Source organism: Nocardia fusca NBRC 14340 (genome assembly GCF_001618425.1).
Taxonomy (GTDB): Bacteria; Actinomycetota; Actinomycetes; order Mycobacteriales; family Mycobacteriaceae; genus Nocardia; species Nocardia fusca.
Window position 1 is genome coordinate 22,034 of record NZ_BDCU01000048.1, and the last position, 14,477, is coordinate 36,510.

Consider the following 14,477-nt stretch of genomic DNA (forward strand, 5'->3'; position numbering starts at 1 on the left):
GGGTCCCGCTGGGGCCCGGCACCTCGTTTTTCAGCGCGCGGTTTCGTAGATCCGCCGCACGATGTCCTCGATATCGGGCTCCTCGATCGAGAGGTCGCGTACCTCGGCCCGGGCCGATACCTCGGCCAGCAGCTGCGCGGCGGTGGTCGTCTCGGCGTCGAAGGCCAGCCGCTGCCGCATACCCTCCGCCTCGACCGAAATCAGTTCGGCACCCGCGAGGCCGTCGAGGGCCGGTGCGGGTGCGGCGAGGTCGACGACCAGCACCCGCTGCGCGCCCACCGTCGCCCCGAGTCCGGGCAACGAGCCGTTGTAGGCCAATCGCCCGTGATCCACCACCAGCACCCGGTCGCAGAGTCGCTCGATATCGCCCATATCGTGGGTGGTCAGCACCAGGGTGGTGCCGCGTTCGGCGCGTTCGGTCCGCAGGAATTCGCGCAGGCGCTGTTTGGAGAGCACATCCAACCCGATGGTGGGCTCGTCGAGGATGATCAACTCCGGGCAGTGCAGCAGCGCCGCGGCCACCTCGGCGCGCATCCGCTGCCCCAGCGACAACTGCCGGACCGGCGTGTCGAGCGTATCGGCCATTTCCAGCTGGTCGACCAGTTCCGCGGTGCGCGCCCGCCCGGCCGCGGGGTCGAGCCGGTGGATCGCGGCCAGGATCGTGAACGATTCCCGCAGCGGCAGATCCCACCACAGCTGGGAACGCTGCCCGAATACGACGCCGATCCGGCTCGCCAGTTCCCGGCGCTGCCGGATGGGTTCCAGACCGCAGGTGCGCACCGAGCCGGAGGTCGGCACCAGGATGCCGGTGAGCATTTTGATCGTGGTCGACTTCCCGGCGCCGTTGGCGCCGATATAGCCGACCGCCGCGCCGCGCTCGACCCGGAAGGTCATGGCGTCGACCGCCGTGACCACCTCGCGGCGCGAACGCAGCCCCTTCCCGGTCCGGCGGGTGAAACACCTGGTCAGCCTGTCGACCTCAATGATCGTATCGCCATTTGTACCGTCGTACCCCATCTCAGCCACCGCCGCTCTGATAGTGCTTCGTCCCGATTCGCCACATCACCCACGCCAGCACCCACACCCACGCCGCCGCGAGCGGCGCGCACCAGGCGAGCCAGGACGGCATCCCGGCGGGGCCGGGTAGATCCAGTAGTGCCAGCGTCGGGAGGTAGGCGGTGAACGCCACCGGTATCGCGACGCAGAACAGCAGTTTCAACGGTGCGGGGAAGATCGACGCGGGTTGCGTCGCCGCGAAAGATCCACCGTAGGTGAAGCTGTTGGTCATCTCCGCCCCGTCGATCAGAAAGAACTGGCAACCCGCGGCCACCACGAACAGACCGCCGAACAGGACGGTGCCGCTCACCACCGTCAGCGCGATCAGCGCCACGGACCCGACCGCCCAATCGATCTCGTTGCGTACCAGTCCGACGGTCAGCACCACCAGCGCGACCGTGGCCCGGGCCAGGCGGCGCAGGGAGAAATCGCTGGTGATCAATTGCAGCAGTACCGGCTGCGGGCGCAGATGGTAGATATCGAGCTGCCCGAGGCGGATGAGCTTCGGCAGTTTGTCCAGGTGGCCGAACACCAGCTGGGCCAGCGCGAAGGCCAGATTGCTCAGACCGAACAGCAGCAGCGCGGCGTCCAGGTCCAGCCCGCCCAGCACCTTCGCCTGATGGAATATCACCCATACCTCGGCGAATTCGGCCAGCCCGACCAGGGTCGCCCCCGCCATATCGCTGGCGAAGGACAACCGATAGGTGCGCTGCGCCCGGATCCGGGACCGCAGAACCGCAGCATAGGGAGTGAATCGGTCGCCGGCGGGAACCCGCCGGTTCTCCGGCGGACGCACGGCGGTCTCAACCACCCTGCACCTCCAGTTTCCGCCGCCCCGCGGCCAGCAGGACGCGGCCCAGCACGAGGACGACCAGCAGCCAGCAGACCTGCGTACCCACCAGCTGCGCCGCATCCCAGCCCGTGACCCGGCCGGACAGCACATCCACCGGTACCTGCAGCATCGACGGGAACGGCGTGCACTCGGCGATACGCCGTAGCCAGTCCGGGAAGACGTGCACCGGGACGAACAGCCCGGCGAGGAACGGTCCGCCGACCTGATACAGCGTCCGCAGCCCCCGGGTCTCCACCACCCAGAATCCGGCGGTGGTGAGCACGAACAGGGACAGGAACGAGATGGCCGCGGCAAGAACGACACTGAGGAGACCGAGCAGGTAGGACTCGGGCGTGCTGGGGAACACCAATCCGAAGGTGAGCGCACCGACCAGCAGGCTCGGTATCCCCCGGGGGAGCAGGGTGCACAACGCCCGGCCGAGATCGGCGGCGAGATTACCCAGTTGCACATCGACCGGCCGCAGGAAATCGATCGCGATATCACCGTTACGGACCCGTTCGGCCAGTTCCAGTTCGGCGGCCATGAACTGCAGCGCGCCGAGCAGCCCCTGGGAGATCCAGACGTAGGCACCGATACTGCCCGCATCGTATCCGCCGAACCCGCCGGTGGCTTCGATCGCGGCGACCATCACCGACGCGCGGACGAAGCCGAACACACAGTTGGTGAACAGCCCACCGAACATGGCCAGCTTGTACCGCCACTGCCGGCGGAACCCCGCCACCACGAGCCGCCAGTAAACACCGGCCGTACCCCGGAGATCGACCGCAGTGGCCGACACGGTCACCCCCCTGCTTTGCGCGGACACAAAGCCGCCAGCCTACCGCGCCGCTACAGGCCGGAAAAGCGATTATCGAGTGGCCCTCACAATCGCGCGGCCAGCCGGGTGCCCTGCTCGATGGCCCGTTTCGCGTCGAGTTCGGCGGCCAGTTCGGCGCCGCCGATCAGGTGTGTCGGCACCCCTGCGGCGATCAGTTCCGATTCGAGGTCACGCACCGATTCCTGTCCGGCGCAGACGATCACATTGTCGACCGGGATCACCCGAGCCCGCTCGCGCTTCGGACCGAAGCTGATGTGCAGCCCCGCGTCGTCGATCCGCTCGTAGTTCACCCCGCCGATCTGCTCGACCCCTTTGGCGTTCAGCGCCGCCCGATGGACCCAGCCGCTCGTTTTCCCGAGCCCTTTTCCGAAGGCCGTGTCCTTGCGCTGTAACAGCACGACCTCGCGGGCCGCGGGCGCCGGGCGGGCGGCGCGCAACTGGCCGCGTAATTGTTCGTCGTCGGTATCGACACCCCACTCCTCGCGCCACTCGTCCGGTTTCAGCGCCGGATGCCCGTCCACGACCAGGTATTCGCTCACGTCGAAACCGATTCCACCGGCGCCGATCACCGCGACCCGCTTGCCCACCGCTCTGCCGTCCCGTACCAGTTCCGCGTATGAGAGCACCATCGGATGGTCGATACCCGGGATATCGGGGATACGCGGCCGGACCCCTGTCGCCAGGACGACCTCGTCGTACCGCCGGTCGATCAGTTCGGCCGCGGTGACACGGGTGTTCAGATGCACCTGCACACCGGTGAGATCCAATTTGCGGGTGAAGTAGCGGATCGACTCGTCGAACTCCTCTTTGCCCGGAATCCGGCGCGCGATATCGAACTGCCCGCCGATCCGGTCGAGTGCCTCGAACAGGTCCACCCGGTGGCCGCGCTCGGCCAGATTCACCGCCGCCGAGAGCCCGGCCGGCCCGGCCCCGACCACCGCGATGCTCTTCACGCGCCGGGTGGGCAGCAGGATGAGTTCGGTTTCCCGGCCGGCCCGCGGGTTCAGCAGGCACGACACCGTACGGTGCTGGAAGGCGTGATCGAGGCATGCCTGGTTGCAGGCGATACAGGTATTGATCTCGTCGGTGCGGCCGGTGGCGGCCTTGTCGGCCCATTCCGGGTCGGCCAGCAGCGGTCTGGCCATGGAGATCAGCTGGGCGTCGCCGCGGGTCAGGATCTCCTCGGCGATCTCGGGCATATTGATGCGGTTCGAGGCGCATACCGGGATCCCCACGGCCGCGGTGATCTTCGCGGTGAACTCGACGAAGGCCGCGCGCGGTACCGAGGTCACGATCGTGGGCACTCGCGCCTCGTGCCAGCCGATATCCGTATTGAGAATATCGACGCCCGCACTCTCCAATTCCCGGGCGAGCGTAAGGATCTCATCGAAGGTCTGCCCGTTCTCCACCAATTCCGCCATCGATAAACGGAAGACGATCAGAAAATCGGCACCGACCGCCGCCCGGGTGCGCCGCACGATTTCCACCGCGAGCCGCCGGCGATTCTCGGCGGAACCACCCCAGCGATCGGTTCGTCTATTCGTGCGTGGCGCGAGGAATTGGTTGATGAAATAACCCTCCCCGCCCATTATTTCGACCCCGTCGTACCCCGCGAAACGTGCGAGTTCGGCGCACCGGGCGTAATCGTCGATGGTCCGCCGAATTCCACGGTCGGAAAGAGCGCGAGGGCGGAACGGATTGATCGGTGCCTTGATCGAGGAGGCGGACACGCTGCCGGGGACATAGGCGTAGCGCCCGGCGTGCAGGATCTGCAGCGCGATCCTGCCTCCGGCCTCGTGCACCGCGCGCGTGATCACCCGATGGCGGTAGGCCTCGGTCCGGTTGGTCAGTTTCGCGCCGAACGGCAGCAACCACCCGGTGCGATTGGGGGCGTAACCACCGGTGATGATGAGGCCGACCCCACCGCGGGCGCGTTCGGCGAAATAGGCGGCCAGCCGGTTCGTATCCCAGGCCCGGTCCTCCAGGCCGGTGTGCATGGACCCCATGACCACCCTGTTGCGCAGTGTGGTGTGCCCGACCTCGAGCGGGGTGAACAGCTGCGGATAACTCGGCGTCGAGTACATCGCGGGCCCTCTTTCCGATATCGGTCCGGCCCCGCGGCGACCCGGCCGCCGGGCCTCCATGACCTCATCACACCATTTCGCCGCGGCACCGTTCCACCCCCGGAAGCGCACCACTGTGGGAAAGCCGGTCATCCCCGGGGCCGGCGCACCCGGGCAGCACCCACGCGACCACCCCGTTTTCCCATCACGGAACCATCACGAACACCTGAATCCATCGTTACCGATCAGAAATTTTGTGTCCTGCGCCACAAGAGGTTTAGTACCATTTCCCCAGGTCGTCGCGGAGATGCAACGTGTTCATTTCCCACTTCAAGATCGCACTTAAGATTTTCTCAGGCTCCGTTTACCTGCTGTTCACCTACTGTGACCATTCTGAGATCCGGTCATAAACGACCTGAAGTTCGGCTAGTCCGCGATGTTGTGGACACAGGGTTGGAAACAACCGCGAAAACTCGCCGGCGCGACAACCACAAACGGTATCGCGATAGTCGAACTCGAGTCCACTCGACTTCACCACAGTGTGGAGTTCCTGCGGGCGCGGCGGACCGGGAAACCACCCGGTAACCGCGATCAAGCGCCATCCGGACCCGGACCGGCCTGCGTTCGGTGTCACACAAAAGAACCCGACAACAGCACAGTCATGTTTTTCCGGTCGCGGGCCACCTGCTCGCACCGAAGATCCGTGCTGCCCGAACCGGGCCGGATCCCGAGACCGAACAAGGAACCGAATCCGATCATGCCTTCCCACAGTTTCCCCAGCCTGCGCCGTCGTACCAAGCGCGAAGTCTTCGGCTTCGCCCTCGCCACGGCCGGCATCGTCGCCGTCACCGCCTCCTCCGCGGTCTCCATGGCCGACGACAGCTCCCCCAGCCGGGTTGCCATGGTCGCCGAGCAGGCGCCCGCCCCCGTGACCACCGAAGCGACCGCCATCGCCGCGCCCGCCGCCCAGGCCGAGATCATCCCGGCTCCGGCGCCCGCCCCCGAAGCGCTGGCCGCTCCGGCTCCGGCCCCCGCCCCCGAAGCGGCACCCGCGCCGGCGCCCGCCCCGGTCTACCCCAACAACCTGGACGGCTGGATCCACGAAGCCATGGACATCATGGCCGCGAACGGCATCCCCGGCAGCTTCGAGGGCATCAAGCGCAACATCCTGCGGGAATCCTCGGGTGATCCGGGCGCCATCAACCTGTGGGACTCCAATGCCGCCATGGGCATCCCCTCCAAGGGCCTGCTCCAGGTGATCGACCCCACCTTCGCCGCGTACCACGTGCCCGGCACCCCTTACGACGTGTGGAACCCGGTCTCCAACATCGCGGCGGCCTGCAACTACGCCGCCCACCGGTACGGCTCCATGGACAACGTCAACAGCGCGTACTGAGTTGTCTGTCCCCGTCTCCGGCGGGGCGGGCCGGGCCCGCGTGATCCCGGCCACGGATGTACACCCTCCGGAGCAGCGGTGAGGTGAACGGGTCCGGTACGGGCCCGGAGAAAATTCCATGATCGGCGGGGTGGCGCAACGGAGCGCCGGCCGCGGCGGATCCCCGGATGACGGGACCACGGTGAGGGTCCCGGACATTCGGCCCGGGACAACGTTGTCCCAGGCCACGGCCGCTACCCCCGCAGATCGTCCGCGCCGCGCAACGACGCACGGTCGCGGCGACCCGCCGAATCGGCGGGGAACCACAACGAAGTGGGTGCGCGATGCCGTCCGATCCGGGCGGCATCGCGCATTTCCGTCTCCGGCCCACAACCCCCGCGGCGGAGGCGAAACCGTTGTCCTGGTATCGGATTCCGCTAACCTTCTACACTTGTTCATGGCCGATTACGCGCATTCCCCGGCCGCGGAGGCCGGCCGGGCCGCCAAGGCGCGGCAGCTGGCCGGCTATCTGTGGGACCGGGACATCTCGGGTTCCGAACTGCTCGGCATATCCGCCGCGGTACGGCGCAAGCTCGCCCGGGCGGCGGGCGCCAATCCACCCGGTACCGAGGAGACCTGGCGTTCGGTGGCGCGTCTGCTGGACGAGAAAGCCGCCTGGGCGGCGCGGCACCCCGGCCATCCGGCGGCCGCGCGGCACCATACCGACGAGAAGCTGCTCTGGGTGAAGCCACCGATCACCCCCTGGTGACCACCGGCCCACTCCCCCGCAGAGCCGCGGCCGACGTGACCGTGCAGGTCACGTGGGCCGCGTGCCGGGCGAGCCGATGGGAGCAGTGCACCGGCGCCCGGGTCTCACCACCAGCCGGTGGCCGTCCCGATCTGCCGCTCCAACTCCGGAGCCAGGGTCCGGGCATAACTCGCGCTGAGATGGTGCTCGTCGTGGTAGACGAGCACATTGCCCTCGACCACCCGGCAGATCTCGGGTCCGCACACCGAATCGGTGAGATCCAGCAGCCGCATATTCGGGAACGCCGCGGCATGCACCAGCGCCGGGTTCACCGGTGCCAGCGCGGTCGCACGCTGCATACCGCAGGTGGCGCTGTCACCCCCGGCGGCCAGGCAGTCCACGGCGCTGTAGCGGACACCGGTCGGGCTGCGCAGCCACGGGGTGTCACGGATGGCGAGCACGTTCAGGTGGCGTTCGGCCAGCGCCGCCCACACATCCAGGTACTCGGCCGGGACCACATCGCCGCCGCTGGGCCAGATGGGCGCGGTGGCGGTGGTGAACACCCAATCCGGCGGGTCGGACGCGAGCAGATCGATCACCTGACGGGACCAATCGCGGCAATCGGAGATGTCCAGGCCGCGGTACTGGGCGTCGTCGCGGATGTTCAGCGAACAACCCATCTTCAGGTAGACGACGACCTTGATGTCGTGTACTTGGGCCAACGCGTCCATGGCGGGCATCCAGTGCTCGGCGTGGGAGTTACCGACCATGGCGATGGTGCGCGACCCGTTGGGATCACCGTAGGTACAGGTCACGATCTCTTTGTTGAACCAGTCGGAGATACAGCCGTCGCGGGTGGGGGCCGGCAGATCGTTGGACGCCTCCAGGATGGACGGACGCAGTTTCGCCACCGGAACCGCCGCCCCGGCGAACAGTGCCTCCGCACCCGGGTACTCGTTCACCGGTAGCGCTTCCACCGGTTCGGAGGGTGTGCGGGCCATCACCACCTGCCAGGAGATGCAGGAGCCGAGGACGAGCGCGCCCACCAGGCTCACCGCCACGGCCGGGATACGACGCTGCCAGACCGGGGTCACCGTGGTCCGCCCGGAACGCAACCGCAGCGGCTCCTCGACGAACTTGTTGGTCAGCACCGCCAGCACCAGCGACGCCGAGATGACCAGCAGGCCACCGCCCAGACCGGCATGCGGTTTTCCGGTCTGTACCAGGTAGTAGATGAGCAGCGGCCAATGCCACAGGTACAGCGAATAGGCGATCGAACCCAGTTCGACCATCGGGCGGGAGGCGAGCAGCCGGGAGACGACCGACCGCCAGCCGCTCTCGGTACGGACACCGGCGACGATCAGCGCCACCGCCGCGCCCACCGGGAACAGCGCGGCCGGCCCCGGGAACTGGCGGGCGCCGTCGAAGAGCACACCGCAGACGAGAACCGCCGTGAGTCCGGCGGCGGCGACGAGCGTCAGCAGGACGCGGGCGGCCCGGCCTCCGGCGATCCGCACCCAGGGCAGCACGGCGGCCAGCAGCGCCCCGGTCAGCAGCTCCCAGGCCCGGGCACCGCTGTCGTAGTAGGTCCATTCCTGCGACTTCGTCATCCATACGGCGGCATAGACGAAGGAGCCGGTACCGAGCACCAGCGCCAGCACCGCGATCGTCGGGCGCACCGCCGAGGCCCGGCCCAGCCGTACACACACCCAGCCGATCACCGCGAGCAGCACCGCGATGGCGAGGTAGAACTGACCCTGTACCGCCATCGACCACATATGCTGCAGCGGGCTGACCGCGGGGTCCGCGGCCAGATAGCTTTCGGCGGACTGCGCCAGATACCAGTTCTGGTAATAGAAGGCGGTGGCGATGGTTTGACCGGACATATTGCCCCAGGTCGAGTACGGCCGGTACAGCGCGGTCACGACCGCCACCAGGGCCAGCACCACCATCAGGGCGGGGAGCAGCCGGCGCGCGGTACGCACCGCCGTCTGCCGAAGTCCCACCGCACCGGTCCGTTCCACCTGGCGCAGCAGCATGCCGGTGTAGAAGAAGCCCGAGAGGACCAGGAAGATATCGACTCCGCCGGAGACCTTGCCGTACCACACATGGAACGCGACGACCAGGGCGATCGCTATCCCGCGCAGGCCGTCCAGATCCAGCCGGTAATCGGCGGGGCGAGCCGTGGCCGCGGAAGGTGGCGCGGACAGGCCACCGGTGACATCACTGTCCTTGATTCGCAACAACTGCTTTCTCCGACCTATCTCTTTCTCCGGCCGACCCGGGGGGAGTCGAGTAACAGCAGCGGAGTACGAGCCTCGGACATAGCAGAATCCCTATCACAATGTGTTGTCTACGGCGAAACGTCGGCGTACGGCGCGGAGAACTTCGCCACTGTGGTGCGATACGCCACAGCATCCGGGGAGTACCCAACCCGGTGTCCGTTTTCCCCTGTCTTATCCAGGCCATACGAGTTGACAATCGACCCGCCCCTCACAACAGTGGAAGCCGCGCGTTCTGGTAGAACGCAGATCCACTCCCCAGCAGACATAGAGGAATTCATGAACGTACGCCAGCTCTATGTCAGCGCCGCCGCCGCGGGGCTGACTCTTCTGGCCGCTCCCGCCGCGAGCGCCGCCGGCCCGATCGGACTGCCCTCCCTGGCAGGCACCGGTTCCTCCGCGGCCGACGCCGTGCTGGGCGCGACCGGTTCGGCCCAGCTGACGCAGACCGGTTCGGCCGGCGGGGCCTTCAAGAACTGTGACGAAGCACGCGCCGCGGGCCGGGCGCCGATCTTCCGCGGTGAGCCCGGTTTCGCCCCCCACCTGGATCCCGACGGCGACGGGTTCGCTTGCCCCACCGTCTGATCCACGGGTACTGCGCACGAACACCCGGTGACAGAAGCTTCTGTCACCGGGTGTTCTGTATTCCGGGCCGATACCCGGATCAGCGCAGGATCTTGAACAGCAGCGCACCGGCCAGCAGCGCGCCGACACCGATCAGGGTGTATTTCACCTTCGGCTCGTTCACCTTCGCCAACGCCAGCTGCTTGGTCCCCTCCGCGATCCGCTGCGGATCGGCCCGCACGGCGATCTCGTCGAGAGTGCTGGCCAACCGCTCCCGCGCGGCCTCGATCTCCTGCTCGATCCGCTCGGTATCCTTTGCCACCTTCACGCCTCCTGTAACTGGTCTGCCGCGCTCGTAGGCGGCCGATGTTCCACCCCTGGGCCGCTTGTCCGTCCACGGATCGGCCGGGGCCCGCGCTCGAGTGTATCCGCGGGCACAACACTCGCCGGTTGTTCATCCCCGCCCGCGATCCGCCCGGTGCGCGGTTTCCGGGCACGGCCGGGCGGCACACCGCGGGGCGGCGGATTACCCGTCGGATCGCCGCTGCGAGTACGCGGCCGGGAACCCGGCGGGTCGATTACGGTAGCGAGGGTGACCGACAACCAGCGACTCTCCCCCGGCGACCCGGCACCGGAATTCACCCTTCCCGATGCCGACGGCAACGAGGTATCGCTCGCCGATTACCGCGGCCGCAAGGTCGTGGTGTACTTCTACCCCGCCGCGAGCACCCCCGGCTGCACGAAACAGGCCTGCGACTTCCGGGACAGTCTCGGCGAACTGAACTCCGCCGGTCTCGAGGTGATCGGTATCTCCCCCGACAAACCGGCCAAGCTCGCCAAGTTCCGGGACGCCGAGAAGCTGAACTTCCCGCTGCTGTCCGACCCCGACCGCACGGTGCTCACCGCATGGGGCGCCTTCGGCGAGAAAACCATGTATGGCAAGAAGGTGACCGGCGTCATCCGCTCGACCTTCCTCGTCGACGCCGAGGGGAAGATCGAGGTGGCGCAGTACAACGTGCGCGCGACCGGGCACGTCGCCAAACTCCGCCGCGATCTCTCGGTCTGATCCGCGACCACCCGGGCCCGGCCCGGGTGGTCATTCGTAGGAGGCGATCAGCCGCTCGTAGCCGTCGAGCAGGAGTCCCAGTCCGGTATCGAAGAACAGTGTCGCCCACTGCTGATCGTCCTGCTCGAATGCCTGGGCCCGTACGGCCGCGGTGAGGGCGGGGAACCGGCCCGGGTCCAGCCGGTCGATGATCCCCCAATCACCCTCGGAGCCTTCTTCTTCCGCCTTGATCTCTTCGGCCAGCCGGGCCCGGCCGATGATGTACAGCGACAGATTCATCACCAGCTGTAGTTTCAGCGCCTCGGGGATCCGGGTCCCGCCCAGCGCGGCCAGGCCTGTCTCCAGCCAAGCCATATTGTTGGGTCCCAGCGGCGGCGCACTCATCCGCACGTTCAGCCAGCCGGTATGCCGGCTGATGACGCGGTACTCCGCCCGCGCCCACAGCTCCAGCGCCTCGCGCCATGGCGTACCCGACGGAATCTCCGGCGGCATGCCGACCACCCGGTCCAATGCGACCTCCAGCAGTGTCGCCTTGCTGTCCACATAGCGGTACAGCGACATCGCCGTGAAGCCGAGCCGCTCGGCCAGCTTGTTCATCGAGAGGGCTTCGAACCCTTCTTCGTCGGCGAGTTCGATGGCGGTGTCGACGATCTGTTCCAGGCTCAGTCCGCGCCTGGGACCGCGGGTGCCGACCGGCGCGAGCCCCCACATCAGTTCGACGGCCCTGGACAGCGGCGGGCTGTCCGGGCCCGCGGCCCACGGCCCGGTGTTCTTCTCGCGTGGTGTCTCCGATTCCGGGTGCGGCCCGTCCTCGCCAGCGCCGGCTCTCGCCATCGACTTCCTTCCGTTGCGGTCCGCGGCAGCGGGCACCGTCACCCGTGGGCCGGTGGCGGCGGCCTCGAGCACCTACTACACCACCCGGAGTACGCATCTTGCGCTCCGCCCTGAACTGTGTACTCTTTAAACAGAATATATGCCATATACAGTTTAGCTGGCATACAGTTTTGGAACGGAGTCCGCCAATGACCGCCCCACCCGCCATCTCCCTCGCCGGCCTCACCAAAACCTTCGGCGACCATCACGTCCTCGCCGGTATCGACCTCGATATCCCTCCCGGATCGGTGTTCTCCCTGCTCGGCCCCAACGGTGCCGGGAAGACCACGATGGTGCGCATCCTCGCCACCCTGTCCGCCCCGGACACCGGAACGATCCGGGTGGCCGGCCACGATGTGGTCCGCGAACCCGACCGCGTCCGCGCGGCCATCGGAGTCACCGGCCAGTACGCCGCGCTCGACAAGGTGCTCACCGGCGCCGAGAACCTGCATATGGTCGGCCACCTGCTGCACCTGGGCAGATCCGCCACCCGGCAGCGCACCGCCGAACTACTCGAGCGCTTCGACCTCACCGACGCCGCGAACCGTCCCGCGAACACCTACTCCGGCGGTATGGGCCGGCGCCTCGACCTGGCCATGAGCCTGATGGGACGCCCGGAGGTGGTCTTCCTGGACGAGCCCACCACCGGCCTCGACCCCCGCAGTCGCCGCGAGCTGTGGACGGTGATCCGGGAACTGGTGGACGACGGCGTCACCGTTTTCCTCACCACCCAGTACCTCGAGGAGGCCGACCGGCTCGCCGACCGGATCGCGGTCCTGCACGACGGCCGCATCGTCGCGGACGGCACCCCGGCCGAACTCAAACGGCTCACCCCCGGCGGGCATATCCTCTTCCGCTTCGCCGGCCCGGCGGACCTGACGGCCGCCGCCCGGGCCACCGGCCATGCCGAAATCGACCTCGCCGAACTGACCCTGCAGATCCCCTCGGACGGCTCGGTCGCCCACCTCAAACATCTGCTCGACCGGTTCACCGAACTCGACCTCACCGTCGAAGAGCTCGGCGTGCACACGCCCGACCTCGACGATGTGTTCTTCGCACTCACCAGCCGGCCCGCCGCACCGCTCCCGGCCGCCTCCTGACCTTCCCGATACCGCACAGAAAGCCACGCTCGTGACCACTCTCGCCCACTCCGCGCAGGACGCGGCCACCATGACCGCCCGCAATATGCGCCATACGCTGCGCAGTCCGGACTCACTGATCAGCACACTGGCGCTACCGATCATGATCCTGCTGATGTTCGTCTATGTGTTCGGCGGCGCCATGAACGTCGGCGACAGCACCTTCGTCGACTACGTGGTCCCCGGAATCATCCTGTTGTGCGCCAGTTTCGGCGCGTCCACCACCGCGGTCAGTGTTTCGGTCGATATCACCGAGGGCATCGTGGACCGGTTCTCCACCATGGCCATCAGCCGCTCCGCGTTCCTCACCGGCCACATCGCCGAGAGCCTGCTGCGCAATATGGCCGCCACCACGGTCGTGGTGGGCGTCGCACTGGCCATCGGTTTCCGGCCCACCACCGACCCACTGCGCTGGCTCGCCGCCGCCGGGGTGCTCGCCCTCGTGGTGCTGGCGCTGTCCTGGTGCTCGGCCTGCTTCGGGTTGATCGCCAGTAGCCCGGAGGCCGCCAACGGATTCACCATCTTCGCGATGTTCATCCCCTACATCAGCAGTGCGTTCGTGCCGCCGGAGACCATGCCGAGCGGGCTGCGCGGGTTCGCCGAACACCAGCCCGTCACACCGGTCATCGAAACCCTGCGGGGGCTCCTCGTCGGTACCCCGATCGGCAACAGCGCGGTACTCGCGCTCGTCTGGTGGGGCGCGATCGCGGCGGTGTCCTATATCGCGGCCCTGGTCCTATACCGCAGGCGCACCCGGAGTTGATCGTTCTTCCCGCCGATCCGCGCGGCGCAAGGCAAGTGTTGCGCGGCCCGGATCGGCGGTGTTGCGAGTGTGAGACATGACAGACCGGCCGTCACAGTTCCATACTCTGCACCATGGTGTTCCCGCTACCGCTAGCCTGGGACAGGTGAACGTACGGACGGAGGCCAGGGCCAAACGGCGTCCGGACCCTGCGCTGGAGCTCCAGGACGACCCGCAAGAGCTGATGCCACGCCGGCGTCCGACCCAGGAACGCAGCAAGCGGAAATTCGACGCACTACTGCAGGCCTCACGCGAACTGCTGGTGGAAGTGGGTTTCGAATCGTTCACCTGCGAAGAAGTCGCGGCCCGGGCCGAAGTCCCCATCGGCACGCTCTACCAGTTCTTCGCCAATAAATATGTGATCGTCTGCGAGCTGAACCGGCAGGACCTGGTGGCGGTATCGCAGGAGCTGGCCGACTTCCACGGCGAGATCCCGTCGCTGGACTGGCTGCGGCATATGAACCAGTTCGTCGACCATCTCGCCAACCTGTGGATGACCGACCCGTCCCGGCGCGAAGTGTGGCTGGCCATGCAGTCCACGCCGTCCACCCGGGCCACCGGCGCCATCCACGAGAAGGAATTCGCCGAGGTCGTCTCGCAGATGCTGCGCCCGCTCACCCCGCGTACGCCGCGGGCCCGGCGCACCATGATGGCCGAGGTACTGGTGCATGTGGTCTATTCGATGATGAACTTCTCGGTGCAGGACGAGCAGAGCCACGCCGACGCGGTCGCCGAACTCAAACGGCTCATGGTCGCCTATCTCCTGGTCGCGGAGAAGGAGTCCCGCACCGCCAGCCAGCGCTGAGCCCGCCGCCACTACGGATCGGCAACGGCCCGGA

Annotated in this window: 14 protein-coding genes; 7 read left to right on the forward strand and 7 right to left on the reverse strand. The window is 67.5% G+C overall.

From position 1 onward, the window contains the following. Nucleotides 1–30: 30 nt before the first annotated feature. The 4 genes from NF4_RS28380 to NF4_RS28395 form a co-directional block, all read right to left on the reverse strand. Nucleotides 31–1,017 carry an ABC transporter ATP-binding protein gene (locus NF4_RS28380; RefSeq protein WP_063130451.1) on the reverse strand — a complete coding sequence of 329 codons (987 nt, stop codon included), beginning with the start codon at nucleotides 1,015–1,017 and terminating at the stop codon, nucleotides 31–33. Between the two features lies 1 nt (nucleotide 1,018). Beyond that, complete coding sequence (locus NF4_RS28385; protein WP_232330684.1) at nucleotides 1,019–1,867, reverse strand: ABC transporter permease; 849 nt, start codon at nucleotides 1,865–1,867, stop codon at nucleotides 1,019–1,021. Then, nucleotides 1,860–2,687, reverse strand: coding sequence for an ABC transporter permease (locus NF4_RS28390; protein ID WP_063130512.1), 828 nt, complete (start codon nucleotides 2,685–2,687; stop codon nucleotides 1,860–1,862). The genes NF4_RS28385 and NF4_RS28390 overlap by 8 nt, the downstream gene beginning before the upstream one ends. A gap of 83 nt (nucleotides 2,688–2,770) precedes the next feature. Beyond that, nucleotides 2,771–4,810, reverse strand: a complete 2,040-nt coding sequence (locus tag NF4_RS28395; RefSeq protein WP_063130452.1) for an NADPH-dependent 2,4-dienoyl-CoA reductase — start codon at nucleotides 4,808–4,810, stop codon at nucleotides 2,771–2,773. 736 nt (nucleotides 4,811–5,546) lie between these two features. On the opposite strand from NF4_RS28395, the gene NF4_RS28400 reads away from it, so the two are divergent. Further along, the gene (locus NF4_RS28400) at nucleotides 5,547–6,185 is read left to right on the forward strand and encodes a transglycosylase SLT domain-containing protein (protein WP_063130513.1); all 639 of its coding nucleotides are present in this window, start codon (nucleotides 5,547–5,549) and stop codon (nucleotides 6,183–6,185) included. 436 nt (nucleotides 6,186–6,621) lie between these two features. Continuing rightward, nucleotides 6,622–6,933 carry a hypothetical protein gene (locus NF4_RS28405; RefSeq protein WP_063130453.1) on the forward strand — a complete coding sequence of 104 codons (312 nt, stop codon included), beginning with the start codon at nucleotides 6,622–6,624 and terminating at the stop codon, nucleotides 6,931–6,933. A 104-nt stretch (nucleotides 6,934–7,037) separates the two neighbouring features. Here NF4_RS28405 and NF4_RS28410 read toward each other — a convergent pair whose 3' ends face one another. Then, nucleotides 7,038–9,158 carry an acyltransferase family protein gene (locus NF4_RS28410; protein ID WP_232330685.1) on the reverse strand — a complete coding sequence of 707 codons (2,121 nt, stop codon included), beginning with the start codon at nucleotides 9,156–9,158 and terminating at the stop codon, nucleotides 7,038–7,040. Nucleotides 9,159–9,473: 315 nt separating this feature from the next. On the opposite strand from NF4_RS28410, the gene NF4_RS28415 reads away from it, so the two are divergent. Continuing rightward, nucleotides 9,474–9,779, forward strand: coding sequence for an excalibur calcium-binding domain-containing protein (locus tag NF4_RS28415; protein WP_039823171.1), 306 nt, complete (start codon nucleotides 9,474–9,476; stop codon nucleotides 9,777–9,779). A gap of 79 nt (nucleotides 9,780–9,858) precedes the next feature. Here NF4_RS28415 and NF4_RS28420 read toward each other — a convergent pair whose 3' ends face one another. Beyond that, nucleotides 9,859–10,080: a DUF3618 domain-containing protein gene (locus NF4_RS28420; protein ID WP_063130515.1), complete on the reverse strand. Its 222-nt coding sequence runs from the start codon at nucleotides 10,078–10,080 to the stop codon at nucleotides 9,859–9,861. A 270-nt stretch (nucleotides 10,081–10,350) separates the two neighbouring features. On the opposite strand from NF4_RS28420, the gene bcp reads away from it, so the two are divergent. Continuing rightward, the gene (gene bcp / locus NF4_RS28425; protein ID WP_063130454.1) at nucleotides 10,351–10,824 is read left to right on the forward strand and encodes a thioredoxin-dependent thiol peroxidase; all 474 of its coding nucleotides are present in this window, start codon (nucleotides 10,351–10,353) and stop codon (nucleotides 10,822–10,824) included. A 30-nt stretch (nucleotides 10,825–10,854) separates the two neighbouring features. Here bcp and NF4_RS28430 read toward each other — a convergent pair whose 3' ends face one another. Further along, the gene (locus NF4_RS28430; RefSeq protein WP_232330686.1) at nucleotides 10,855–11,658 is read right to left on the reverse strand and encodes a TetR/AcrR family transcriptional regulator; all 804 of its coding nucleotides are present in this window, start codon (nucleotides 11,656–11,658) and stop codon (nucleotides 10,855–10,857) included. 188 nt (nucleotides 11,659–11,846) lie between these two features. Here NF4_RS28430 and NF4_RS28435 point away from each other — a divergent pair, with 188 nt between their 5' ends. From NF4_RS28435 to NF4_RS28445, 3 genes are all read left to right on the forward strand, one after another. Then, the gene (locus tag NF4_RS28435; RefSeq protein ID WP_063130455.1) at nucleotides 11,847–12,797 is read left to right on the forward strand and encodes an ATP-binding cassette domain-containing protein; all 951 of its coding nucleotides are present in this window, start codon (nucleotides 11,847–11,849) and stop codon (nucleotides 12,795–12,797) included. A gap of 70 nt (nucleotides 12,798–12,867) precedes the next feature. Next, entirely contained in the window at nucleotides 12,868–13,599 is a 732-nt protein-coding gene (locus NF4_RS28440; RefSeq protein WP_063130517.1) for an ABC transporter permease, read from the forward strand. A 223-nt stretch (nucleotides 13,600–13,822) separates the two neighbouring features. Continuing rightward, nucleotides 13,823–14,443 carry a TetR/AcrR family transcriptional regulator gene (locus NF4_RS28445; RefSeq protein WP_051715520.1) on the forward strand — a complete coding sequence of 207 codons (621 nt, stop codon included), beginning with the start codon at nucleotides 13,823–13,825 and terminating at the stop codon, nucleotides 14,441–14,443. The last annotated feature ends 34 nt before the right edge of the window (nucleotides 14,444–14,477 follow it).

Excerpts from the sequence above, each read along its gene's own strand:
- NF4_RS28435 (WP_063130455.1), top strand. The coding sequence starts at position 11,847 with ATGACCGCCCCACCCGCCATCTCCCTCGCCGGCCTCACCAAAACCTTC.
- NF4_RS28380 (WP_063130451.1), bottom strand. The coding sequence starts at position 1,017 with ATGGGGTACGACGGTACAAATGGCGATACGATCATTGAGGTCGACAGG.
- NF4_RS28400 (WP_063130513.1), top strand. The coding sequence starts at position 5,547 with ATGCCTTCCCACAGTTTCCCCAGCCTGCGCCGTCGTACCAAGCGCGAA.
- NF4_RS28405 (WP_063130453.1), top strand. The coding sequence starts at position 6,622 with ATGGCCGATTACGCGCATTCCCCGGCCGCGGAGGCCGGCCGGGCCGCC.
- NF4_RS28445 (WP_051715520.1), top strand. The coding sequence starts at position 13,823 with ATGCCACGCCGGCGTCCGACCCAGGAACGCAGCAAGCGGAAATTCGAC.
- NF4_RS28430 (WP_232330686.1), bottom strand. The coding sequence starts at position 11,658 with ATGGCGAGAGCCGGCGCTGGCGAGGACGGGCCGCACCCGGAATCGGAG.
- NF4_RS28395 (WP_063130452.1), bottom strand. The coding sequence starts at position 4,810 with ATGTACTCGACGCCGAGTTATCCGCAGCTGTTCACCCCGCTCGAGGTC.
- NF4_RS28440 (WP_063130517.1), top strand. The coding sequence starts at position 12,868 with ATGACCGCCCGCAATATGCGCCATACGCTGCGCAGTCCGGACTCACTG.
- NF4_RS28415 (WP_039823171.1), top strand. The coding sequence starts at position 9,474 with ATGAACGTACGCCAGCTCTATGTCAGCGCCGCCGCCGCGGGGCTGACT.